At 58.1% G+C, this 23,327-nt stretch carries 20 protein-coding genes; 17 read left to right on the forward strand and 3 right to left on the reverse strand.

Going from position 1 to position 23,327, the window contains the following annotated elements; translation table 11 throughout:
• Positions 1-6 precede the first annotated feature (6 nt).
• Positions 7-933 (reverse strand): alpha/beta hydrolase, encoded by a 927-nt coding sequence (locus J4D97_RS09625; RefSeq protein WP_208307391.1) that lies wholly within the window; start codon positions 931-933, stop codon positions 7-9.
• Between the two features lie 57 nt (positions 934-990).
• Here J4D97_RS09625 and J4D97_RS09630 point away from each other — a divergent pair, with 57 nt between their 5' ends.
• A complete protein-coding gene (locus J4D97_RS09630) occupies positions 991-4,011 on the forward strand; it encodes a PD-(D/E)XK nuclease family protein (protein WP_208307392.1) in 3,021 nt (1,006 codons plus the stop codon).
• Positions 4,012-4,221: 210 nt separating this feature from the next.
• Entirely contained in the window at positions 4,222-4,659 is a 438-nt protein-coding gene (locus tag J4D97_RS09635; RefSeq protein WP_208307393.1) for a nucleoside deaminase, read from the forward strand.
• Between the two features lie 176 nt (positions 4,660-4,835).
• On the opposite strand, the gene J4D97_RS09640 is transcribed toward J4D97_RS09635, so the two are convergent.
• Positions 4,836-5,657, reverse strand: coding sequence for a phosphatase PAP2 family protein (locus J4D97_RS09640; protein WP_208307394.1), 822 nt, complete (start codon positions 5,655-5,657; stop codon positions 4,836-4,838).
• Positions 5,658-5,964: 307 nt separating this feature from the next.
• Here J4D97_RS09640 and J4D97_RS09645 point away from each other — a divergent pair, with 307 nt between their 5' ends.
• From J4D97_RS09645 to J4D97_RS09710, 14 genes are all read left to right on the forward strand, one after another.
• Positions 5,965-6,309: a hypothetical protein gene (locus J4D97_RS09645; protein ID WP_208307395.1), complete on the forward strand. Its 345-nt coding sequence runs from the start codon at positions 5,965-5,967 to the stop codon at positions 6,307-6,309.
• A gap of 163 nt (positions 6,310-6,472) precedes the next feature.
• A complete protein-coding gene (gene fbaA, locus J4D97_RS09650) occupies positions 6,473-7,555 on the forward strand; it encodes a class II fructose-bisphosphate aldolase (protein ID WP_185283933.1) in 1,083 nt (360 codons plus the stop codon).
• Between the two features lie 402 nt (positions 7,556-7,957).
• On the forward strand, positions 7,958-8,539 hold the full coding sequence (locus J4D97_RS09655) for a TetR/AcrR family transcriptional regulator (protein ID WP_208307396.1): 582 nt from the start codon (positions 7,958-7,960) through the stop codon (positions 8,537-8,539).
• Positions 8,540-8,642: 103 nt separating this feature from the next.
• Entirely contained in the window at positions 8,643-9,719 is a 1,077-nt protein-coding gene (gene paaE, locus J4D97_RS09660) for a 1,2-phenylacetyl-CoA epoxidase subunit PaaE (protein WP_208307397.1), read from the forward strand.
• A 159-nt stretch (positions 9,720-9,878) separates the two neighbouring features.
• Positions 9,879-10,823, forward strand: a complete 945-nt coding sequence (gene paaA / locus J4D97_RS09665; protein WP_208307398.1) for a 1,2-phenylacetyl-CoA epoxidase subunit PaaA — start codon at positions 9,879-9,881, stop codon at positions 10,821-10,823.
• A 78-nt stretch (positions 10,824-10,901) separates the two neighbouring features.
• Positions 10,902-11,189 carry a 1,2-phenylacetyl-CoA epoxidase subunit PaaB gene (paaB, locus tag J4D97_RS09670; protein WP_185283937.1) on the forward strand — a complete coding sequence of 96 codons (288 nt, stop codon included), beginning with the start codon at positions 10,902-10,904 and terminating at the stop codon, positions 11,187-11,189.
• 11 nt (positions 11,190-11,200) lie between these two features.
• Complete coding sequence (gene paaC / locus J4D97_RS09675; RefSeq protein WP_208307399.1) at positions 11,201-12,004, forward strand: 1,2-phenylacetyl-CoA epoxidase subunit PaaC; 804 nt, start codon at positions 11,201-11,203, stop codon at positions 12,002-12,004.
• Positions 12,005-12,062: 58 nt separating this feature from the next.
• On the forward strand, positions 12,063-12,608 hold the full coding sequence (gene paaD / locus J4D97_RS09680; protein ID WP_208307400.1) for a 1,2-phenylacetyl-CoA epoxidase subunit PaaD: 546 nt from the start codon (positions 12,063-12,065) through the stop codon (positions 12,606-12,608).
• A gap of 19 nt (positions 12,609-12,627) precedes the next feature.
• Entirely contained in the window at positions 12,628-13,407 is a 780-nt protein-coding gene (locus J4D97_RS09685) for an enoyl-CoA hydratase-related protein (protein WP_208307401.1), read from the forward strand.
• A 135-nt stretch (positions 13,408-13,542) separates the two neighbouring features.
• Entirely contained in the window at positions 13,543-14,721 is a 1,179-nt protein-coding gene (locus tag J4D97_RS09690) for a 3-hydroxyacyl-CoA dehydrogenase NAD-binding domain-containing protein (RefSeq protein ID WP_208307402.1), read from the forward strand.
• A 38-nt stretch (positions 14,722-14,759) separates the two neighbouring features.
• Positions 14,760-16,811, forward strand: coding sequence for a phenylacetic acid degradation bifunctional protein PaaZ (gene paaZ, locus J4D97_RS09695; protein WP_208307403.1), 2,052 nt, complete (start codon positions 14,760-14,762; stop codon positions 16,809-16,811).
• 109 nt (positions 16,812-16,920) lie between these two features.
• Positions 16,921-17,694 (forward strand): enoyl-CoA hydratase/isomerase family protein, encoded by a 774-nt coding sequence (locus J4D97_RS09700; protein WP_208307404.1) that lies wholly within the window; start codon positions 16,921-16,923, stop codon positions 17,692-17,694.
• Between the two features lie 105 nt (positions 17,695-17,799).
• Positions 17,800-18,627: a mechanosensitive ion channel family protein gene (locus tag J4D97_RS09705; RefSeq protein WP_185283944.1), complete on the forward strand. Its 828-nt coding sequence runs from the start codon at positions 17,800-17,802 to the stop codon at positions 18,625-18,627.
• A 157-nt stretch (positions 18,628-18,784) separates the two neighbouring features.
• On the forward strand, positions 18,785-20,566 hold the full coding sequence (locus J4D97_RS09710) for a chloride channel protein (protein ID WP_208307405.1): 1,782 nt from the start codon (positions 18,785-18,787) through the stop codon (positions 20,564-20,566).
• Positions 20,567-20,711: 145 nt separating this feature from the next.
• Here the strand turns inward: J4D97_RS09710 and J4D97_RS09715 are convergent, their stop codons facing one another.
• A complete protein-coding gene (locus J4D97_RS09715; protein WP_208307406.1) occupies positions 20,712-21,899 on the reverse strand; it encodes a cation:proton antiporter in 1,188 nt (395 codons plus the stop codon).
• Positions 21,900-22,063: 164 nt separating this feature from the next.
• Between J4D97_RS09715 and J4D97_RS09720 the strand changes: the two genes are divergently transcribed.
• Complete coding sequence (locus tag J4D97_RS09720) at positions 22,064-23,287, forward strand: NAD(P)/FAD-dependent oxidoreductase (protein WP_208307407.1); 1,224 nt, start codon at positions 22,064-22,066, stop codon at positions 23,285-23,287.
• Positions 23,288-23,327: the final 40 nt, after the last annotated feature.

A 23,327-nucleotide genomic window follows, 5' to 3' on the forward strand; every position in this document is an offset into this window, starting at 1 on the left:
TACGAGCTACTTCGTCAGCCACCCGTTCATATCCAACCAGTTACGTAGCCGCTCCGCCCAATCGTCCTTTGTTGTGCGGTTATAGAAGCCGTAGCCGTGGCCACCTTTGGGGTAGAGGTGCATTTCTACGGGCACCTTGTGGTGCAGGCAGGCTTGGTAGAACAGCAGGCTGTTTTGCACCGGCACTACCTCATCGTCCTCGGAGTGCACCAGGAAGGTAGGCGGCGTTTGGGCCGATACCTGCAACTCGTTGGAATACAGCTTTATTTGCTCAGCCGAAGCATTTTTACCCACCAGATTATCCCGTGAGCCGCCGTGTGTGAGGCTATCGGCAAACGTGATAACGGGGTAGGCCAGAATCAGAAAATCGGGGCGCACGGAGGTAGGGCCGGGCTTGTTTCCTACTGGTTTCGCGAAGTGCGTACCGGCTGTGCTGGCCAGGTGCCCACCAGCCGAGAAACCCGCTACCCCAATGCGGTTGGGGTTGATGTTGAACTTGGCAGCCTGCTCACGCACCATCCGAATGGCCTGCTGCACATCCAGCAACGGCGCAATGCTTCTGTCAGGTTGGGTACGGTCGTCGGGCAGGCGGTATTTCAGCACAAACACCGTGATACCCATGGCGTTCAGTTTCTCGGCTACCTGGTAGCCCTCGTTCACCATCGACAAGATACCGTAGCCGCCGCCAGGGCATACCACCACGGCGGTGCCGTTGGCTTTGTCGGCCGGCGCAGGGTAGACCAGCAGCTTGGGCTGTACCACCTGCCGCACAAACTCGCCGCCGTCGGGGCGCTTTTCGGCGGTTTCGGTGACGCTTTTATTGGGCTTGGAGTTGGGAATAGTGCCGGTATAGAGCGGTAGGATTTGCTGCTGGGCAGCGAGCGGCGCAGCGGAAGCGGCGAGAAAGAACGTAGCGAGGAGGAATTTTTTCATGGTGTGAGGGTTGACGGAGTAGCGTACCTTTAAGTTGCTGTTTGCTGCACCAAGTATATGCCTTCTACCCGATCTACCGCTACTCTTCCCGAAAATACCACCGCGCTACTCACTGCGCGGCCCCTACCCTTCCTCGCCCAGGCCGCCCGCGACTTGCTCGCGCGCTACCCCGGCGGGGAGTTGTCGGATGTGGTGGTGGTAGTGCCCACGCGCCGGGCGGTGGTGTATTTGAAGAACGAGCTGTCTCTGGCCGCCGAGGTAGGCCAGGCCGTGTGGAGCCCGCGCATCGCGGCCATGGAAGATTACATGGTGGAGCTGGCGGGCGTGCAGGTAGAGGAGCCCATTGCCCTGCAACTCTTGCTGTTCGACATCTTGCGCGACATCGACGCCCGCCTGGATTTCGACCAGTTCGTGGGATGGTCGGGGTTGCTGGTGCAGGACTTTTCCAACCTCGATCAGAACCTGGCCAACCCGAAAAAAGTCTTTGAATACCTCACCCAGGCCAAAGCCCTGGAGCGCTGGGATTTGTCGCTCACGCCCGCCGAGGACAGCACCACGGCCGCCTACTTCCGTTTCTGGGATGATCTGGAGAAGGTGTACTGGCGCCTCCGCCGGCGCATGGAACACGACCACCTTGCCTACCCCGGCTTGGCCTACCGCCTGGCTGCCCGCCGCGTGAAGAACCGTTTAGAAGCCGGCGAAACGCTACCTCAGCACGTTTTTTTGGGACTTGGCACGCTGTCGAAATCCGAAGAAAAACTGATTCAGCGTCTGCGCAAAGCCGATCGGGCCGAGGTGCTGTTTGATGGCGACGCGTTTTACCTGGAAACCGACTCGCCCAACCGCGCCGGCCAGCATCTGCGCCGCTACCGCAAGCTGTGGGATTTGCCAGCCGAAGCCTTTGGCGGCGTACCCGGCCACGGGCTACCGGAGCTGCTGCGCGGCCTACCCCGCCAGGTGCAGTTTGTGGGCGTGGCTAATTCCTCCATGCAAGGCAAGGTAGCCGGGCAGCTGCTGGCTGAGTCGCGCCGCCTCGACCCCAAGGCCAAGGTAGCCGTGGTGCTGCCCGACGAAACCCTGCTCCTACCCGTGCTTCACGGCCTACCGCTCGATGCCGTGCCCGAGTACAACGTGACCATGGGCCTGAGCTTCCAGAGCACCCCCCTGTTCAACCTAGTCGATTTGCTGTTTGAAGTGCACCTCACCGGCATCCGGGAGGGCTCGCAGGAAACGGGCTACGGCGTGCCGCGCTACCATCATTTGGCCGTGCAAAAGCTGCTCACGCACCCGTTTCTGCGGCGCTATCAGCACTGGCTCGATCAGCAGCCCGAGCAGCCCCACCACCTGCTCGACCAGATTTGCCAGCAGATTGTCAAGCGCCAGGCCGTGCTGCTACCCGCCACCGAGCTACTGGAAATGGGCCAGCAACACCCCCTTATTGAGGCGCTGTTTGCCACCTGGGACACCTGCGACGACATCATTGCCGCCTGCTACACACTCATCGACCTACTCAAGAAGGCCTACCAGGATCAGCACTCGGCCATTGAGGCGGAGTATCTGTACCTGTTTTTTACGCTGGTGAAGCGGCTCGATTCGGTGTTCGACTGCCGGGAGCAGCGGCTGTCGGTACGCTCGTTCCGGCGCTTTCTCTACGAGCAGATGGCCCGCACCCGTTTACCCTTCTCCGGCGAGCCCATTGCCGACGTACAGGTAATGGGTCTGCTGGAAACCAGGGCCTTAGACTTCGACCACATCATCATTCTGAGCTGTAACGAGCGGGTGCTGCCGGCCCCCAAAAATCACGCGTCGCTGTTTCCCTACGACGTGCTCACGCAGTTCAACATGCCTACTTACGCCGACCACGAAGCGGCCACCGCCTACCAGTTCTGGCGCCTCTTGCAGCGCGCCCGCCGCGTAGACCTACTGCACGTGCTACCTGGCGCCGACGGCAGCCGCACCGGCGAGCGGAGCCGCTTTTTATTACAGATAGAGAACGACTTACGCCTGCAAAACTCCCAAATGGAGTTACGCGACGTAACGGTGGAAACAGTACCTTCTTCCCTACCCTCGCCAGCAAAAGAAATACCCATAGGCACTGAAATAGTAGAAACGGCCCTTGGCGATCTTACCCTTGCTAAAGACCCCGAAATGCTGACCGCTCTACGCGGCGCGTTGGAGCGCGGCTTGTCGCCCTCGGCGCTCAACCAGTTCGTGGGCTGCTCGTTGCAGTTTTATTTCTCCCGCATTGCGCGGTTTCAGGAGGCCGAGGAGGTAGAGGAAACGCTGGGAGCCGATGGGTTTGGAACGGCGGTGCACGCGGCGCTGGAAAAGCTGTTGCAGCCTTTTGCACAGGAGCAGCGCCTGCTCACGGCCGAGGATATTCCAGGGCTCATTAAACAAGCCGATAAAGAGGTGGCCCGCGCCCTGCGCCGCGAGGAAAAAGAGCGCCATGCCCGCGCCGACGAAGGCCTGAACTACGTGCTGGGTCAGGTAGCCGTACAGCTAGTGCGGCGTTACTTCGAGAGCTTACTCACGCAGCCAGGCGCCCTACCCTTGCAGATTCATGGGTTGGAGCAGCAGCTGTTTGCCACGGTATTCGTGCCTATGCCCGACGGCGAAAAGCTGCCAGTGCGCCTCATCGGCTACGCCGACCGCCTCGACCGCCTACCCAATGGCAGCCTGCGAGTGGTAGACTACAAAACCGGTATGGTGCAGGGCTTCGAACTGAAGCTGCAAAAAGCCAAAGAGCCTGCCTCTGCGGCCGTAGAACGCTTACTGATGGAGGCTAGCTCGGGCGCGGAGAAGGTGCGCCAGCTCTGGCTCTACCGCTTTATGTTAGAAGCCGAGGGCCAGCCGGCCGCCGACGCGGCCATCCTCTCCATGCGCAACCTGCCCGCCGGCCTGCTCACGGCCGATATGTCGTTTCTGACGGAGGACGGCCAGTCGTTTCGCCAGGCCAGCGAGGAGCTGCTGGGGCAATTGGTGCACCGCATCCTCGACCCGCTAGAACCCATCCGCAAAACCGACGACCTAGATAGGTGCCAGTACTGCGCCTACCGGGGCATTTGCGCGCGGTAGCTAGAATGACCGTTCTCGGTATTCTACTTTATCTAGGAAACTGTTTCAGTTGCTTGTTGAACGGTGTAGAGACGCATACTTGCGTCTCGTCGTTGAACGGTTCTGCACGCACGACACAAGCGACGAGACGCAAGTATGCGTCTCTACACCGTTTCGGTGACCCTTTCAGTTAATTTAAATAGCTTCTACTTTAATAAAAACTCCTACCCCATGAAAGACAAATTCATGCAAGCCGCCATCGACGAAGCACGTGCTGGACGCAAAGAAGGCGGTATTCCGATTGGCTCTGCACTACGCCGCGGCGACGAAGTGGTAGCCAGCGGCCACAACAAGCGCGTGCAGGAGGGCAACCCCATCCTGCACGGCGAAATGGACTGCCTCAACAACGCCGGCCGCCAGCGCACCTACCGCGACACGGTGCTCTATACCACCCTGATGCCCTGCTATATGTGCGCCGGCACCATCGTGCAGTTCAAGATTCCGAAGGTAGTGGTAGGCGAAGCGCAGACCTTCGGCGAGTCGCTGGAGTTTTTGCAGTCGCACGGCGTGGAGGTGGAAATCCTCAATCTGCCCGAGTGCGTGGAGATGATGCAGGAGTTCATCGAAGCCGAGCCTACTCTTTGGAGTGAGGATATTATGGAGGAGTAAGTGGTGAGGTGGTGAGTTTGTGCATAGAAAATGCGGCTGTCATCCTGAGCTTGCGAAGGACCTTATCACGGTAAAACGACAAGCGTAACAACGACTCGTTCAACTGGCAGAAGGTCCTTCGCTCCGCTCAGGATGACAGCCGTATTTTCTATTCACAACTTCACAAACTCACCACCTCACAACTGCCACACCATGCCCAAACCAGGCGCGTTGTATTGCCAAGTAGGCGAAAAGCTCATGCCCTTGGGCAGAATGGGCTTGCGGCCCCAGCGGTTGCGGTGCGTGAGGTAGCCCACGTGCGCCGACAAGATACCAATGCCGGCTCCCGCCACTACATCGCTCTGCCAGTGCTTGCTATTAATCATGCGTAGCGCGGCCACGCTGGTAGCAATAGTATACGCGCCAATGCCATACCATTGGCTTTTGTGCCGAAACTCATTGTGCACAATGCTGGCCGCCAAAAACGCCTGCGCTGTATGCCCCGAGGGGAAAGACAGCATATCCGAATTATCAGGCCGGCGAATTTTAGTGAGGTTTTTCAGCGCAAACACGCTGCTGAGCATGATGGCCTCGCTCTTAAGAATTACCAAGCCGATGTTCAGGTTATCGTCGCGCGACTCGACCCCGGCCAGCAGCACGGCGCCCAGCTCCAGGTAGGGTGCCACCAGCAAGATATCGTCGGCACGGGTGCGGAAGGTAGGGAACAGCTTGTGAATGTCGCGGTTGGCTTGGTAGCTACTATAGAAGCCGTTGCCGTTGATGGTAGTGGCGCCGTAGGTAATCAGAATGGCCGGAATGATGCTTGCCCGCACCAGCTTGCCCTTGTACCACGGCGGCCGCGCGGCTGGCGGGGTTGGAATGCCATTGGGGTTTTCGTAGGGGCGGGTGATGGTATCAGCGGGCGTAATGGGCGCCGGCGTAACCTGAGCCAGGGTAGGCGTAACAACAGAAAGCCATAGAGCAAAGCCAACCAGACTGCGGGAGAGAAAAGTGCGCATGCGTAAAGAGTAGAATCAGAAATATGTGCGGTTATCGTCCACTGCATTACCCGTGCAGCACCACCTTAAACGGTGTTTTTAAGGAAAGTCTGCTTAGATACGCCCACTTATTACCAAATTGTTACGCGTTATTTCACTTAAGCAGCAAATACTCTGGGCATTAGCCGATTGCATTTTTTTGATTTTTGTTGCAAAAACCTTTTCTAGCGCTTCTGCTGTATCTGACGCGCTCCGTACGCAGTTGGGTATGCACTAGCGCTTTAAGTATTTATACCTGAAAATCAATTATTTATACCTACCTTCACCCATGACACAAGCCTATTTAAGTGCCCTGGGTTTTGAACCTCTGGACAACCATTCCCGCACCACGCAACGCAGCCCCAACGACGATTCTTGGCGCTGCATGCACACCCACGCTGCGCAGGATGGCACCCACGTCTACCTCGAGCACCCTTACTTGATTAACCGTTGCCGCCTCAGCCTGTCGGCAGCTCCTTTGGATCAGGCCAACGTATTGGCCGACCTAAGCCTGGACGATAAGCCGGGTCTGGAAGCTGCTCTGGCGGCGTATTTTGCACTCCACGGCGGGGTAGGCGCCCTTATTAAGCCCCTTTCATCTACTCCCTTGCGCCCCTACCGCCGTCGGCTGTAGACTGCGTATCCGACACTGGCGCTAAACGATTTGGGGTAGTAGCTGGTTAGGAAAGAGGATGAATGGCAGCGTTACCAGCGCGGCCGGTTAGCAACTAACGGCCGGTTTTCGTAGGTTTGACGCTCCCACGGATTCTTTTTTCATTGCCTCTATATTTTGCCCTATGGCCGACCAAACCCTAACCAAGCTGCGCGCTGGTGTGCTCCACGGCGACGAAGTACAGTCGTTGTTCCAATACGCCAAGGATAACGCCTTCGCCCTACCCGCCGTCAACGTGACGGGTAGCAACACTGTGAACGGCGTGCTGGAAGCCGCCCACGAAGTGAATTCGCCTGTTATCGTGCAGTTCTCGAACGGTGGCGCGCAGTTCTTCGCCGGCAAGTACGTGTCTAACTCCGATCAGCGCGCCAGCATTGCTGGTGCTATTTCGGGTGCCCAGCACGTGCACCAGATGGCTGCCCTCTACGATGTGCCTGTGATTCTGCACACCGACCACGCCGCCAAGAAGCTTCTACCCTGGATCGACGGCCTATTGGCTGCCGGCGAAAAGCATTTCCAGACGCACGGCCAGCCACTCTACAGCTCGCACATGCTGGACTTGTCGGAGGAGCCCATTGAGGAGAACATCGAAATCTGCAAGCGCTACCTAGAGCGCATGGATAAGCTGGGCATGACCCTGGAAATTGAGTTGGGCGTAACCGGCGGCGAAGAAGACGGCGTCGACAACTCCGACGTGGACTCTTCCAAGCTCTACACCCAGCCTTCGGAAGTGGCCTACGCTTACGAGGAGCTGAGCAAGGTAAGCCCCCGCTTTACCATTGCGGCGGCGTTCGGCAACGTGCACGGCGTATACAAGCCCGGCAACGTGAAGCTGCAACCCATCATCCTGAAAAACTCCCAGGATTACGTGCAGGAGCACTTCAAAACCGGCCCGCAACCCATCAACTTTGTATTCCACGGCGGTTCGGGTTCGTCGCGCGAGGAAATCCGCGAGGCCATCAGCTACGGCGCTGTGAAGATGAACCTCGACACCGACCTGCAATGGGCGTTCTGGCAGGGTATCCGCGACTATTATGTGAAGAACGAAGACTTCCTACAAGGCCAGATCGGCAACTCCACCGGTCCTGACTCGCCCAACAAGAAGTACTACGACCCACGCGTGTGGCTGCGCTCCGCTGAAACCACTTTCGTAGAGCGTCTTAAGCACGCGTTTGAGGATTTGAACGCCATCAACCGCCGCCCCTAGTTTCTAGGTTTCGGTTTTTATCTGACTGCCCGGTTGTCCTGCTTATTGAAGCACGGGCAGCCGGGCAGTTGTCGTTTAGGCAGGTGGCCTGTTGACGCACCATCTTATATTTCTACACTGTGCATCCTTTATTAAGAAGCCGTTGGAATTAAATCGACGGCAGTTGGAACGGTGTAGAGACGCATATTTGCGTCTCAGCGTTGAATTAGATGAGGTTTGATGACGCAGCTGGCGCATGCGACGAGACGCAAGTATGCGTCTCTACACGTCCGTATTTAACTCCAACAGCTTCTTAGCTCCAGTAAACTTTTGGCTGCCAACTTTAACTAATGTTTGTTAGTTAAACTATCTTTAGGCTCTCCGTATTCATTCCTATTCGGCCAAAGCAGGCCGCCTCGTTGCATGAGCAAACGCACGAACTCCGCCAAGCGCCAGCTGATTCTGGACGAGGCAGCCAAGCTATTCAAGCTGAAGGGATTTGGTGGCACCTCCATGCGCGACCTGGCCGCCCAGGTAGGGATGGAGGCCGCTAGCATGTATAACCACATCAAGTCTAAGGACGAGATTCTGGAGCTGATCTGCTTTCACGTTTCCGATACCTACATCCGACAGCTCACGGAGGTAGAGCAGATGACAGCCACGTACGTGGAGAAAATCCGGACGCTGATTGGCCGTCATATTCAGCTGATGATTGAGGACGGCGCGGCTGTGTCCGTCGGCAACAACGATTGGAAGTACCTCACCGGCGACACGCTGGAAGCCTTCAAAACGGCCCGCAAACGCTACGAGAAAGGCTTTGCCGCGCTCATCGAGCAGGGCATAGCGGCGGGCGAGCTGCAACCCGTCAACGTGTCGGTGGCGCTGTTCACCATTCTATCAGCAGTGCGCTGGGTGGAGTTGTGGTACCGCCCCGGCCGCGATGTGACACCCGAAGAGCTGGAGGAAAACATCATGACGATTCTGCTGAATGGATTGGCTAGATGAGCTTCTTAGTTTTGAGCTGTTAGCTGATAGCTACTAGCTTTTAGCTCTTTTCAATACTACATGACTATCGGCTAATAGCCATCAGCTAACAGCTTTCCAAAAAATGCCCCGCTTCCATACCCTCAAAATCAAGCACATCACCCGCGAGACGCCTGACTGCGTGGCCCTCACGCTGGACGTGCCCGCCGAGCTACGGGCAACGTTCCAGTACCGGCCGGGACAATATCTCACGTTTCGGCGGGAGGTAGGCGGCGAGGAAATCCGACGTTCCTACTCGCTGTGCAGCAGCCCCTTAGACGAGGAGTGGCGCGTAGCGGTGAAAAAAGTACCCGGCGGGCGGTTTTCGCAGCTAGCCGTGGAAGAACTGCGGGCCGGCGACGCGGTGGAGGTACTGCCCCCGGCCGGCAGTTTTGGGCCGGCCACCCTACTTGCTACCCAAACCCGGCACTACGTGGCGTTTGCCGCAGGCAGCGGCATTACGCCCATCCTGAGCATCATCAAAACGGTGCTGCTCACGGAGCCCCAAAGCCGCGTGACGCTGGTGTACGGCAACCGGGGCCGCAACAGTATTATCTTCAAGGAAGCTATTGAGGCGCTGAAGAATACGTTCTTACAGCGCCTGCGTGTCTACCACGTCCTCAGCCGCGAACAGGGCGATACGGACCTATTCTTTGGCCGCCTCGACCAAGCCAAGGTTCAGCAGTTTATGAACACGCTCATCCCGCCTAGCCTCATCGACGAGTGCTTTATCTGCGGCCCCGAGCAGATGATTCAAGACGTGCGCGCTGCCTTATCGGAGGCTGGCGTAGCGCCCGAGAAGGTGCATTTTGAGCTATTTGGCACCAGTACACCTAGGCCTACCACTGCTGCCCCTACCCCACCGCCCGGCCACGACGACCAGCAGAGCCGGGTAACGGTGCAGCTCGACGGCCACACGCACGTGCTGCCAATGTCGTACTACGGCAATACCATCCTGGACGAGCTACTGGCCACCGGCGTAGATGCGCCCTACTCCTGCAAAAACGGCATGTGCAGCACCTGCCGCGCCCGCATCACAACCGGCCAGGTAGAAATGGACGTAAACTACTCACTATCTGATACCGAAGTGGCAAAAGGCTACGTGCTCACGTGCCAGGCCCGACCGGTTTCGGCAGAGGTAGAAGTGGATTTTGACCAGTAAGTGATATGCTCTGTCATTTCGAGCGGAGCGAGGAATCTGAATTTGATATGAGAGGAAATCCTAATGGCTGACTCGGATTCCTCGCTCCGCTCGGAATGACAGAGCATTAAATTCCCTACCTTTAACTAACAAATGTTAGTTAACCATTGTTAGAAAACTATGGAAACGCTAGAACTCACCCAGGAAGAACAGTTTCAAGCCCGTATCGATGCCGATGAGCGCATTGAGCCGAAGGACTGGATGCCCGAGGCCTACCGCAAAACTCTGATTCGGCAGATTTCTCAACACGCTCATTCTGAGTTGGTAGGCATGCTGCCGGAGGGTAACTGGATTACGCGGGCGCCTTCCTTGAAGCGCAAGGCCATTTTGCTGGCGAAGGTGCAGGACGAAGCCGGCCACGGCCTCTACCTCTACTCGGCTGCCGAAACCCTGGGCGCCTCCCGCGACCAGATGCTGGCCGACCTGCACTCGGGTAAGGCCAAGTATTCCAGCATTTTCAACTACCCTACCCTCAGCTGGGCCGATATTGGCTGCGTGGGTTGGCTGGTAGATGGCGCCGCCATTCTGAATCAGGTGCCGCTGTGCCGCACTTCCTACGGCCCCTATGCCCGCGCCATGGTGCGCGTGTGCAAGGAGGAGAGCTTCCACCAGCGTCAGGGCTTCGAGATTATGCAGACCTTGTGTGAGGGTGCGCCCGAGCAGAAAGCTATGGCCCAGGAGGCCTTCAACCGCTGGTGGTGGCCTACCCTGATGATGTTCGGGCCGAAAGATGCGGAGTCGCCTAACACCGAGCGCTCGATGCAGTGGCGTATCAAGCGCTTTACTAATGACGAGCTGCGCCAGAAATTCGTGGATATGATGGTGCCTCAGGCCGAGTTTCTGGGTCTTACGGTTCCCGACAAGGACTTACACTGGAACGAAGACAAAAAGGCCTACGATTTTGGCGAAGTAGATTGGGACGAGTTCTGGCAGGTGGTGAAGGGCAACGGTCTCTGTAACCATGACCGGTTGCAAGCCCGTGTGCAGGCCCACGAAGACGGCGCCTGGGTGCGCGAAGCCGCCTTGGCACATGCCAAGAAAAGAACGGAGAAAGCTATTAGTTGATAGCTGTTAGCTACTAGCTCTATCTTGGTTTGTACACGTGGCTAACAGTTAATAGCCATCAGCTAACAGCTTAATAAAATGACCCAATCCGAATGGCCCCTGTGGGAAGTCTTTATCCGCAGCAAGCAGGGCCTCGACCATAAACACGTGGGTAGCTTGCACGCCGCCGACGCCGCTATGGCCATGCAAAACGCTCGCGACGTGTATACGCGCCGCCTCGAAGGCGTGAGTATCTGGGTGGTAGAGTCACGCCACATCCACGCCTCCAACCCCGACGACGCGGCGGCCTTTTTCGATCCGGCGGCGGATAAAGTGTATCGGCACCCTACCTTCTTTGAGGTACCGGACTCCATCAAACATATGTAAACCTGTAGGTTATGCAATCTGCTTCAGCTACCACCCAACCCCTACCCACATACCCGCCCGAGGTGCACGCAGCCTTGCTGACCTACCTGGTGCAGTTGGCCGATACGAGCCTGGTACTAGGCCACCGCTTGTCGGAGTGGTGCGGACACGGGCCGGTGTTGGAACAGGACTTGGCTCTGGCTAACATTGCGCTAGACTTGCTGGGCGAAACCCGCAGCCTCTACCAGTACGCCGCCGAGTTGGAAGGCAAGGGCCGCACCGAGGACGACTTGGCCTTTCTGCGCCCAGCCACCGAGTACCGCAATCTCCTGCTGGTAGAGCAGCCCAACGGCGACTTTGCCGCTACCATTGTGCGGCAGTTTCTCTTCGACAACTTCCATTACCATGTGTTGCAACAGCTTCAGCGCTACCCCGATGAGCGGCTGGCTGCCATTGCCGAAAAATCGGTAAAGGAAGCTGCGTATCATTTGAAGTGGAGTTCGGAATGGGTGATTCGGCTGGGCGATGGCACCGAGGAAAGCCGTCAGCGCATTGAAAAAGCCCTGCGCACCCTCTGGCGCTACGCCGACGAGTTGACCACCCCTACCCCCGCCGAGCAAACCATCCAAACCGCCGGCCTCCTCCCCGACTACGCGTCCCTACTGCCAGCCATGCAGGCGCACACGGCCCACGTATTCGCGGAGGCCACCCTACCTCTGCCCGAGGGCGTAGTGATGCAGCAGGGCGGCAAGCTGGGCCGCCACTCCGAGCACCTAGGCTACTTACTGGCTGAATTGCAGTACATGCAACGCGCCTACCCCGGCATGACCTGGTAGTATTTTTAGCTGCTAGCTATTGGCTGTTAGCTGATAGCTTCTCTTAACTCACCTAATCGTGCATAAACTAACAGCCACAACGCCGCAACAGCTAGCAGCTAACAGCCAACCGCTAACAGCCAAAAAGCTATGGCAGTTGCTGGAAGAGGTATCGGACCCCGAGGTGCCGGTGCTCAGCATCCTCGATTTGGGTATTGTGCGCGATGTAGTGGTTGAGGATGAGCACGCAACCATCACCATTACGCCTACCTACTCGGGGTGCCCGGCCATGAATGCCATTGCCACCGACATTCGGCTGCGGCTGCTGGCCGAGGGGTTTTCTAATGTGACGATTCATACCCAGCTGCGCCCCGCCTGGACCACAGATTGGATGAGTGCCGCTGGTCGTCAGAAGCTGGAGGTCTACGGCATTGCGCCGCCCGTAGACGGCACCGCCACGGGCCATATGCTCAACCTATTCGGGGCCGATACGGCCGTGCGCTGCCCGCTGTGCAAATCCGACAACACGCACCTAGTCAGCCAGTTTGGCTCCACGGCTTGCAAAGCCCTCTACCAGTGCAACGACTGCCGCGAGCCGTTCGACTACTTCAAATGCCACGCCTAGGCTTCACCTTACTTTTTTTATGAGTGATTTTCTCCATTTCTCCCTCGATGCCGGCGTAGCTACGTTGCGCCTCAACCGTCCCGATGTGTTTAATAGCATCAATAAGCCGCTGGCGCTGGCCTTACAGGAGCAGTTGCAAGCATGCCAGCAGGACGAAAGCGTGCGCGCCGTGGTGCTCACGGGCACCGGCCGGGCGTTTTGTGCCGGGCAGGACTTGGCGGAAATCACCGGGCCAGACCGCCCCGAGGTGTCGGAGATTGTGGAGCGACACTACAACCCGATTGTGGAGCTGATTCGGAACCTGGAGAAGCCAGTGGTGGCGGCCGTGAATGGCGTGGCAGCCGGCGCGGGCGCCAACCTGGCGCTGGCCTGCGACGTGGTAGTGGCCAAGGAATCGGCTTCGTTTATTCAGGCCTTCAGCAAAATAGGCTTGATACCGGATAGCGGCGGCACGTATTTCTTACCCCGCCTTGTGGGCCAGCAGCGCGCCGCGGCCCTCATGCTACTCGGCGACAAAGTAGGCGCCACCGAAGCCATGCAGATGGGCATGATCTACAAAGCCTTTGCCGATGATGCCTTCGATGAGGAAGTAACGAAGCTCACCCAGAAACTGGCGGCCCTACCCACCCGCGCCCTCGCCTACACCAAGCAGCTGCTGAACCTCAGCTCCACCAACGACCTCACCCAACAGCTCCGCGCCGAGGCTGACTACCAACTCCGCGCCGGCCACACCGCCGATTATCAGGAGGGTGTAGCCGCCTTCATGGAAAAGCGCCAGCCGGTGTTTAAGGGACAGTAAAATCCATTAAAACGTCATTTCGACCAGCGGGAGAAATCTCGCGTGTCACAGTAATCTTCGTTGTCAGAAATTACTAGCAAGCGAGATTTCTTCCGCTGGTCGGAATGACTACGTACTGTATTATACTATACAACCATGACCATTGGCATTATCGGCAGCGGCGCGATGGGCGCGGGTATTGCGCAAGTAGCAGCCACCGCCGGACACCCCGTCTGGCTGCTCGACCAAAACCAGACGGCGCTGCAACAGGCCGCCCAACGCATTCGGCAGAGCTTGGATAAGCTAGCCGAGAAAGGCAAGCTGACGGCGGAAGACGCCGTGGGGGCCTTCGCCCGTATCCAATTCACCGAAAACCAGGCAGATTTTGCGGATTGCGGCTTGGTGGTAGAGGCCATTGTGGAAGACTTGGCCGCAAAACAGCAGGTTTTCCAGGAGGTAGAGCGCGTGGTGAGTACTGATTGTGTGCTGGCTACCAATACGTCTTCCCTATCCATTACCTCCATTGCTGCCGCTTGTCAGCACCCAAAGCGGTTTGTGGGTATTCACTTTTTCAATCCGGCGCCGCTGATGCAGCTGGTGGAAGTGGTGCCGGCCGTGCAAACCCGCCCTGGCCTGGCCGACGAGGTGCGCGCCTTGGTGCAGAGCTGGGGCAAGCGTCCCGTGCTGGTGCAAGACACGCCGGGCTTCATCGTGAACCGCGTGGCACGTCCGTTCTACGGCGAGGCCATCCGGCTGCTGGAGGAAGGTGTGGCCGACGCGGCTACCATCGACTGGGCCATGACCGAGCTAGGCGGCTTCCGCATGGGGCCGTTTGCGCTGACGGACTTCATCGGGCACGACGTGAACTACCGCGTGACAGAATCCGTCTGGACGGCCTTTTTCTACGACCCACGCTACCGGCCTTCGCTCACGCAGAAACGGCTGCTGGAAGCCGGCTACTACGGCCGTAAGTCGGGTCGTGGCTTCTACGACTACGCGCCCGGCGCCCATACTCCCTCGCCTACCCGAGACGAAGCCCTCGGCCAAGCTATCCTTCATCGCATCCTAGCCATGCTCATCAACGAGGCCGCTGATGCCTTGTACCTGCGCGTAGCCACCGCCGCCGACCTGGAAGTAGCCATGACCACCGGTGTCAACTACCCGAAAGGCCTACTGGCCTGGGCCGATGAACTCGGTTTACCCCAAGTACTGCAAACCCTCGACGACCTCTACCATGAGTACCACGAGGAGCGCTACCGCGCTAGTCCGCTCCTGCGCCGCATGGCGCAAGCCGGGCAAACGTTCTTTCCAACAGAAGCCGGGGCTACGCTGTAGCAGCCGGTTTTAGTTCTCGATCTAAACCTTCCCACCCTATGCCTACCCAACTCGAAAACTACGCTCTTGGCCGCTGGATGGCCGGCACCGGCGAGCAGCAGGAATTATATGATGCCAGCACCGGCGAGGTAGTGGCCATTGCCAACGGCGAAGGTCTCGACTATGCGGCCATGTTTGACTACGCCCGCCGCACCGGCAACAAGGCTCTGCGCAAGATGACCTTCCACGAGCGAGGCCGCATGCTGAAGGCTTTGGCTTTTCACCTCGACAGTAAAAAGGAAGACTTCTACACCCTGAGCTACCGCTCCGGCGCTACCCGCGCCGACAGTTGGATTGATATTGAGGGCGGCATCGGCAACCTATTTGCAAACGCCTCGTTGCGCCGCAAGTTTCCAAACAAACCGTTTTATGTGGAGTCGGACCCCATTGCGCTGTCGAAGGGCGGAAACTTCATTGGGTATCATTTGCTGGTGCCCAAGGAGGGGGTAGCGGTGCACATCAACGCCTACAACTTCCCCATCTGGGGGATGCTGGAAAAGATTGCCGTGAACCTGCTGGCTGGCATGCCGGCCATTGTGAAGCCCGCCGTGCCGACGGCTTACCTCACCGAGGCTGTGGTGCGCGAAATCATTGCTTCTAAAATACTACCCGAAGGCGCACTGCAACTGGTCTGCGGCTCGGGCGAGGGTATTCTCGACCACGTGACCTACCAGGATGTAGTCACATTCACGGGCTCGGCCGAAACCGGACGCAAGCTGCGCGCCCATCCGCGCATCATCCAGGAAGCGGTGCCGTTTACAATGGAAGCCGACTCGCTGAATGCCGCCATACTAGGTCCCGATGCCACGTTAGGCACGCCCGAGTTTGACTTGTTTATCAAGGAAGTACGCCGCGAAATGACGGCTAAAACCGGGCAGAAATGCACTGCCATCCGCCGCATTGTGGTGCCTGAAAACCTGGTGGAAGACGTGCAAATTGCGTTGGGCAAAGCCCTGGCGCAGACTACCATTGGCCACCCGCAGGCTGCCGGCGTGCGGATGGGCGCGCTGGCGGGCCGGGCGCAAGTGCAACGCCTGCGTGAGCAAGTGCAGCGTCTGGCCCAACATACGCCCATCGTGTACGGCGACCTGGACCAAGTGGCCGTGATTGGGGGTGACTGCCAGGTAGGCGCGTTCGTGTCGCCCATCGTCATGCTGAACCCGGAGCCGTTCCGGTTCACGGATACGCACGAGGTAGAGGCCTTCGGTCCGGTGGCTACCCTCATGCCCTACCACGATGTAGACGAAGCCATTGCGCTGGCGAACCTGGGCAAAGGCTCGCTGGTGTGCTCTGTAGCGACCAACGACCCGGCTGTGGCGCAAGAGTTTGTGCTGGGTGCCGCTACCCACCACGGCCGCATTCTGGTTCTGAACGAGGAAATGGCGAAGGAAAGCACCGGGCACGGCTCGCCCCTACCCTTGCTCATTCACGGCGGACCGGGTAGGGCCGGCGGTGGGCAGGAAATGGGCGGCATCCGGGGCGTGGAGCACTTCATGCAGCGCGTGGCTATTCAAGGCTCGCCGTCGATGATTACGGCCATTACGGACGTATATCAGCCCAAAGCCAAACAGATAGAGCGCGACAAGCATCCGTTTCAACACTACTTCGAGGAGTTGGAAATCGGGCAGACGTACACCACGCACCGCCACACCGTAACGGAAGCCGACATCACCAACTTCGCCCAGGTATCCGGCGACAACTTCTACGCCCACGTGGATGCTACCTCCTTGGAAGGCACGCTGTTTACGGGCCGCGTGGCGCACGGCTACTATATTCTGAGCAAGGCCGCCGGCATGTTCGTGGACCCGCGCAAGGGACCCGTGCTGCTCAACTATGGGCTAGATGAGTGCCGCTTCACAAAGCCCGTTTACCCCGGCACTACCATTGGCGTGCAACTCACGGTGAAGGAGAAAATAGCTCAGGAAAAGCGCGACGCCGGCGACGTGGCCAAAGGCATTGTGCGCTGGCTGGTGACGGTGACCGACGAAACCGACGAAACCGTGGCCATAGCTACGATTCTGACAATGGTCAAGAAGAAAAACCAGGAATAGATTTCTCGCAGTGTTTCGCAATGTTGGCGCGGTGTTTCGCAGTGTGCTGACGCCAAAGCACTGCGAAACACTGCGCAACTCTCTGCGCAACACTGCGAGAAACCTACCCATGAACGACATTCTAATTGCCGGCAAAGTTGAAGCCTCAACCGACGCCCAGGGCATCAGCACCATCTCATTTTTCCACCCCAGCCACAATTCCCTACCTGGCGCTCTGCTCACGCAGCTGGCCGAAACCATTACAGCCGTAGGGCAAGACCCCGCCACGAAAGTCATTATCCTGCGGAGCGAAGGTGACCGGACTTTCTGCGCCGGCGCCAGCTTCGATGAGCTACTGGCTATTGAGAACGAAGCGCAGGGGCTGACGTTTTTCTCGGGCTTTGCGAAGGTGATCAACGCCTGCCGTACCTGCCCCAAAATCATTATCGGGCGGGTGCAGGGCAAGGCCATTGGCGGCGGGGTAGGCGTGGCCGCCTCCACCGACTACTGTTTTGCCACCCAGCAAGCGGCCGTGAAGCTAAGCGAATTGATCATTGGCATCGGGCCATTTGTAGTGGGGCCGGCCGTGGAGCGCAAAATCGGGAATGCCGCGTTTGCGCAGTTGGCCCTGGAGGCCACCGAGTTCCGCAGCGCCGAATGGGCCCAGGAAAAAGGGCTCTACGCTACCCTCACCGACTCCATTGAAGCGCTGGATGCCGCCGTAGCGGCCTTTGCCGTCAAGTTAGTCGGCTACCATCCTGAGGCACTGGCGGAGTTGAAGCGGGTGCTCTGGCACGGCACTGAAAACTGGGATACGCTTCTGGCTGAGCGAGCTGCCATCAGCGGGCGGCTTGCGCTATCGGATTTCACGCGCAACGCCATTCAGCAGTTCAAAACCAGGTAGGGTTTACTGTTCTGCCTAACACATTGCCCCGACCCCGCGTAGAGTACACCATGTCTCTGCCCCGCTGGTCGGGGCTTTTTGTGTAGTTACTCTTCCCTACCTTCTATGCTGCATGATATGCAACGGGTACTGGCCACCTACTGGAAACAGTTCCTGTACCTGTCTCCCAAACTCATTATTGCGCTGCTTATCGTGGTGGTCGCCCTAGTAGTGGCCAACCGCGCCAGCAAGTTGCTCGGTGCGCGGGTGCGCAACCACTCCGACGACTTACTACTAGCCGATTTTCTCATTCAATTCAGCAAGTGGGTGCTGGTACTAGCTGGTTTCCTGCTGGCCCTACAAGTTATCGGCTTCTCGGGGGTAGTAACGGGGCTGCTGAGCGCGGCCGGACTATCGGCATTCATTGTGGGCTTTGCGTTCAAGGACATTGCCGAGAACTTTCTGGCCGGCGTGATTCTGGCCTTCAACCGCCCCTTCCAAATTCATGACACTGTGGAAGTGAAGGGTTTGCAGGGCCACGTAGAAGCCCTCAACCTACGCACCACCATCATTAGAACTTTTGACGGCAAGCACATTTACCTACCCAATTCAGTGGTGCTAAAGGAGCCCCTCACCAATTTCACCCGCAACGGCAGCATACGGCAGGACTTCCTGCTTAGCGTAGACTACGGCCAAGATGCCGGGCCAGAAAAGGTGATGGCCCTGATTCTGAAAAAAGTACAAAATACGCAGGGCGTGCAAAACCAGGAACCGCGCACGCCTTACGTGCTGCAAGAGAAAGGCACCGGCACTACCGTCGACCTACGCGTGTACTTCTGGACGTTCTCCGAGGATTACCGCCGCGTGGTATTGGAGCTGAAAAGCAATCTAATGCAGGAAACACGCGCCGCCTTACAAGCCGCTGGCTATGCCCTACCCAATGCCACGCAGTAGTGCGTAGTGAAAATAACGTCTTATAATGAGCGTTAGCCAGTTCCTTGGCTCATTATTGAGTTATTTCATGCGTCATTCACCTTGCGGCGCGGATATTGCCGGCTTTTCATGTCCTTTGCAGTTATAGGAGGACCCTGCTTATTTTTTTTCTGTTTCCATGCCTAAAAGTCGTCTGCACCGATTGCTGCGGCCGTTACTGATGTGGCGCGTGCGCCACATCAACGATCGGCTCTATCTCATTATCCTCAGCATTCTGGTAGGCGTTCTGGCGGGTCTGACAGCAGTAGTGCTCAAGAATTCCATTCACTTCTCCCAGCATCTGATATTTAAGTGGGTGCCCGAGCAGTACGTGGTATTTGCCCGCTCGCTCTACCCCATTATTGGTATTTCGTTGTCGGTGCTGTTTACGCGCTGGTTTTTGGGCGGCACACTTAGCCGGGGCATCACGCCCATCATCTACAACATTTCCCGGCAGAGCAGCATTATACCGCGCAGCAAGCTCTATTCGCAGATTGTTACGGCCTTTTTCACGGTTACGTTTGGCGGCTCGGCGGGTACTGAGGCCCCTATTTCCGTGACGGGCGCGGCCATTGGCTCCAACATGGCGCGGCTGCTGCACATTGGGCGGCGCGAGCGACGCCTGCTGGTAGGCTGCGGCGCGGCTGCCGGGGTGGCGGCCATCTTCAACAGCCCCATTGCGGGCGTGCTGTTTGCCGTAGAGGCCATTCTATCGGAGCTATCGGCGCCATTTTTCATTCCCTTGCTGATTTCCTCAGCCACAGCTACCGTGGTGTCGAAAGCATTGTACGCCGGCCAGCCGTTCGTGCTGATTACCACTAGCTGGCCCGTGGGTGCCATTCCCTACTACCTCATGCTGGCCTTGTTCACGGCCTTGCTGTCGGTGTACATGATTCGGGTGTACTTCATGGCCGATAAGTTTTGGGAAAAGCAGACCGGAACGTTTCGTAAGGTGCTGATGGGCGGCACGCTGTTGGGCATTCTAGTCTTTATCTTCCCGCCGCTCTACGGCGAGGGCTACGAGATGGTGCAATTTCTACTCAACGGCCACCCCGAGCGCATCATCGACGGCTCGTTGTTCTCTGTGTACGGCGACCAAAGCGTGTGGCTGATCTTGGCCGTGGCCATTGGTAGCGTGCTGTTCAAGGTGTTTGCTACCACGTTCACCTTTGGGGCAGGCGGCAACGGGGGCATGTTTGGCTCCTCGCTGTTTGTAGGCGCCATGGCGGGCTTCGTGTATGCCCGCTTCCTAAACATGAGCGGCGTGCACCCGGTGCCGGAAGTGCACTTCATTGCGCTGGGTATGGCGGGTATGCTGGCCGGGGTAGTGCACGCGCCACTGTCGGCCATCTTCCTTATTGCCGAAATCACGGGCGGCTACGCGTTGTTTGTACCCTTGATGGTGGTCACGTCGTGTTCCTACCTGGTAGCCAAGTACTTCGAACCCTACTCCGTGTACACGCGCAAGCTGGTGAAGCAGGGCGTGGTGATGCACCAGGACCGCGACCGGGGCCTGCTCTCGCAGTTGGATTTGCGAGCCCTCCTGCAAACCGACTTCATCCCGGTACACCCCGACGATACGCTGGGCGAGCTGGTGAACGTGTTTCGCCACGCTACCCGAAATATCTTCCCAGTGCTCGACAAAGACAACCAACTACTTGGAATCGTATCGCTTGACTCTGTGCGCGATGCCCTCTTCGACGACGAGCACTATACCACCACCCACGTGCACGAGCTGATGCGCGAGCCCGCCGCCATCATCCACGCCTCCGATAGCATCCTCGACACGTTGCACCTACTCGAAGACCACGATGCCTATGCTCTACCCGTGCTCAGCTCCGAGGGTCGCTATATCGGCTTCATCCTGCGCGCCTCCATCTTGGCCGGCTACCGCCGTCAGCTCCTACGCGAGGTGGACTAAGTGGTGGACTCATTGTATTGTTCTGTCCTCCTGAACGCAGTGAAGGACCTTCTCACGCGAGAACGACTATCGTAACAACGACTCGTTCTCGCGTGAGAAGGTCCTTCACTGCGTTCAGGAGGACAGAACTTCACTCAGTCATTCGTTAATACTCTCCCAGTTCTGGTTGCTTGGGAGTAATCAGCAGGCCTACCATCATCAGGACGCCTGTGAGGAGGATAACCACAAACAGGATGCTCTCGCTCACCTCGCCGATGAAGTGCTGGGGCGGAATACTGTAGAACAACAAAATGGTAATCAGACCTTTGGGAGCAATAAACAGCTCCGGCATCAGGTCGGTTTTGGCCACGTAGCGCAAGAAGATGTAGCGGATCAGGGTAAGGATGGCTACAATGAGGATGCCCTGTTCTAGCAACGTGATGTTGATGATGCTGTTCAGGTTGATAGAGAAACCAAACAGCAGGAAAAAGAACGTCCGGATCAGGAAGGCCGACTCGCCGGTGATGTTCTTGAACTGGTGCAGGTCGTTGGCTAGGCGCTCGGGGTGGAACCACTCGCGCAGCCTACCCTTCAGAAACAGCTCGGCGTTGTTCACGGCCAAGCCGAAGGCCAGCACCAGCACCAGCGACGACAAGTGTAGTTCCTTGGCCAAGCTGTAAAGCAGAATCAAGAAGGCGAAAATCAGGAAAAACTTGATGTGCAGTGTGATGCGTGACAGCAAGAACGTGAGCACGGCGGTGCTCACCACGGCTACGATGAGCACCGCAATAACGTCGCGCGAGAAGGTGAGAATGGACGCCCCTTGCGCGAAATTATCCTGAATGGCAAAGTTGAAAAACAGGATGCCCATGATGTCGGAGAACGTACTCTCATAGATGATAAACTCCTGTTTTTCGCCCGCCAAGCTGGCCACACTAGGGATGGCCACTGCGCTACTCACCACGGCCAGCGGCACGGCGTTGATCAGGCAGCTCTGGAACGGCCCACCCACGTAGAGCTGCAACAGCCACGCAATAGCGACTGATTGCACCACCAGCATAATAGCGGCGGCTATAAAAGAACGCCGAATAAGGGGGGCTTTGTCGCGGCTGAGCTTGAGGTCGAGCGCACCTTCCAGCACAATCATAATCAAGCCGATAATCCCGAATATCTCCAGTACCACCTTCGGAATGCCCAACCCGAAATCGGTATATTCTGCTACCTGCTTCAGGGCAATGCCCGTGAGCAGCAGCATCAGTACCGACGGAATTTTAGTAGCCCGGGCGGCCAGGTTGAACAAGTAAGAAAGAATGACGGCTATACTTAAGCCAATCAGAATAGTGTATGAACCCATACAGAAAAGTAAATCCAACAGTAGCTGCCTATACGGCAATCTGCGCTGCAAAGCCGAAACTTACGCTATTTCGCGTACACTGACGATATAGCTGGCCGCCGGCCGTATCTTGCGCCGATAAACCCGGATAGTTGCCGGATGGTTTTGCTTTGTTGATTATCACCATGCCTGCTACCGTTGCCATTGTGGGGGGCGGCCCCGCCGGCCTGCTAGCGGCCTGGCAGCTAGCCGAAGCGGGCCACGCCGTTGCGCTCTATGAGGCGCAAGCTACCATAGGCCGGAAGTTTTTGGTGGCCGGCCACGGCGGCTTCAATCTTAGCAACAGCGAGCCGCCATCCGCGTTTGCTACCCGCTACGGCACGCGCCACCCCGAGTTTGCGCGCTACCTGCACCTGTTTTCGCCAGCTGAGCTACGCCGTTTGCTGGCCGAGTTGGGTATCGACACCTTTGTGGGCACTAGCGGGCGCGTGTTTCCTACCCCCAACCACAAGCCCGCCCACGTGCTGCGGGCGTGGCTGGATCGGCTACGGGCGTTGGGCGTGCAGCTACACACGCGCCACCGCTGGCTAGGCTTCGGCGATGCCCCCGGCGCGCACCACCTGCGTAACGAGGCCACGGGGGAAGACTTCATCATCCGGCCCGATGCTACCCTGCTGGCCCTGGGCGGTGCCAGTTGGGCCAAAACCGGCTCCGACGGCCGTTGGCTGCCTCTGCTCCTGGCGGCCGGGGTGGAGTGCGTGCCCTTTGCGCCGGCCAATTGCGGGGCGGAGGTGGCATGGTCGGCTTTTTTCCGGGAGAAGGTAGGGCGCCAGCCGCTCAAAAACATTGCGCTGTGCTGTGGCACTCACACTGTGCGTGGCGAGTTGCTCCTCACCGACTACGGCGTGGAAGGCACGCCCGTCTACGCCCTCACTCCCTACCTGCGGGCCATGCAAGCCGCGGGCGAACCACCCCTGCTGCACCTGCACCTCAAGCCCGACCTGCCGGACGCGCAACTCCGGCAGCACCTGGCCCGCCGACCCAGCGGAGCTTCGCTGGCTTCGTTTCTGAGCAAGACGCTACGCCTGGGGCCGCCCGTGCCCACACTGCTACGCGAGCTGGCTCCAGCCGGACCGCTCCCTACTACCCCCGATGGCCTTTTTTCCTTGCTCACGGCCCTGCCCCTACCCGTCACCGGCCTGCGCCCGCTCGATGAGGCCATCAGTACGGCCGGAGGCGTAGCGTGGGAGGCAGTAGATGAGCACCTGATGTTGCGCCACCAGCCGGGCACCTTCGTGGCCGGCGAAATGCTGGACTGGGAAGCCCCCACCGGCGGCTACCTGCTGCAAGGCTGCTTCAGCACTGGCGCCTGGGCCGCAAAGGGTATACAAGAGTTTTTGAGGGTATGAGGGTAGAGGTTTTTGAGGCCAGGAGGGTATGAGGGTGTGA

This window comes from Hymenobacter defluvii (assembly GCF_017589435.1).
GTDB lineage: Bacteria > Bacteroidota > Bacteroidia > Cytophagales > Hymenobacteraceae > Hymenobacter > Hymenobacter profundi.

What these genes read in the sequence shown, in the direction of transcription:
- J4D97_RS09625 (WP_208307391.1), bottom strand. Translation starts at nt 933, where the DNA reads ATGAAAAAATTCCTCCTCGCTACGTTCTTTCTCGCCGCTTCCGCTGCG.
- J4D97_RS09630 (WP_208307392.1), top strand. Translation starts at nt 991, where the DNA reads ATGCCTTCTACCCGATCTACCGCTACTCTTCCCGAAAATACCACCGCG.
- J4D97_RS09635 (WP_208307393.1), top strand. Translation starts at nt 4,222, where the DNA reads ATGAAAGACAAATTCATGCAAGCCGCCATCGACGAAGCACGTGCTGGA.
- J4D97_RS09640 (WP_208307394.1), bottom strand. Translation starts at nt 5,657, where the DNA reads ATGCGCACTTTTCTCTCCCGCAGTCTGGTTGGCTTTGCTCTATGGCTT.
- J4D97_RS09645 (WP_208307395.1), top strand. Translation starts at nt 5,965, where the DNA reads ATGACACAAGCCTATTTAAGTGCCCTGGGTTTTGAACCTCTGGACAAC.
- fbaA (WP_185283933.1), top strand. Translation starts at nt 6,473, where the DNA reads ATGGCCGACCAAACCCTAACCAAGCTGCGCGCTGGTGTGCTCCACGGC.
- J4D97_RS09655 (WP_208307396.1), top strand. Translation starts at nt 7,958, where the DNA reads ATGAGCAAACGCACGAACTCCGCCAAGCGCCAGCTGATTCTGGACGAG.
- paaE (WP_208307397.1), top strand. Translation starts at nt 8,643, where the DNA reads ATGCCCCGCTTCCATACCCTCAAAATCAAGCACATCACCCGCGAGACG.
- paaA (WP_208307398.1), top strand. Translation starts at nt 9,879, where the DNA reads ATGGAAACGCTAGAACTCACCCAGGAAGAACAGTTTCAAGCCCGTATC.
- paaB (WP_185283937.1), top strand. Translation starts at nt 10,902, where the DNA reads ATGACCCAATCCGAATGGCCCCTGTGGGAAGTCTTTATCCGCAGCAAG.
- paaC (WP_208307399.1), top strand. Translation starts at nt 11,201, where the DNA reads ATGCAATCTGCTTCAGCTACCACCCAACCCCTACCCACATACCCGCCC.
- J4D97_RS09685 (WP_208307401.1), top strand. Translation starts at nt 12,628, where the DNA reads ATGAGTGATTTTCTCCATTTCTCCCTCGATGCCGGCGTAGCTACGTTG.
- J4D97_RS09690 (WP_208307402.1), top strand. Translation starts at nt 13,543, where the DNA reads ATGACCATTGGCATTATCGGCAGCGGCGCGATGGGCGCGGGTATTGCG.
- paaZ (WP_208307403.1), top strand. Translation starts at nt 14,760, where the DNA reads ATGCCTACCCAACTCGAAAACTACGCTCTTGGCCGCTGGATGGCCGGC.
- J4D97_RS09700 (WP_208307404.1), top strand. Translation starts at nt 16,921, where the DNA reads ATGAACGACATTCTAATTGCCGGCAAAGTTGAAGCCTCAACCGACGCC.
- J4D97_RS09705 (WP_185283944.1), top strand. Translation starts at nt 17,800, where the DNA reads ATGCTGCATGATATGCAACGGGTACTGGCCACCTACTGGAAACAGTTC.
- J4D97_RS09710 (WP_208307405.1), top strand. Translation starts at nt 18,785, where the DNA reads ATGCCTAAAAGTCGTCTGCACCGATTGCTGCGGCCGTTACTGATGTGG.
- J4D97_RS09715 (WP_208307406.1), bottom strand. Translation starts at nt 21,899, where the DNA reads ATGGGTTCATACACTATTCTGATTGGCTTAAGTATAGCCGTCATTCTT.
- J4D97_RS09720 (WP_208307407.1), top strand. Translation starts at nt 22,064, where the DNA reads ATGCCTGCTACCGTTGCCATTGTGGGGGGCGGCCCCGCCGGCCTGCTA.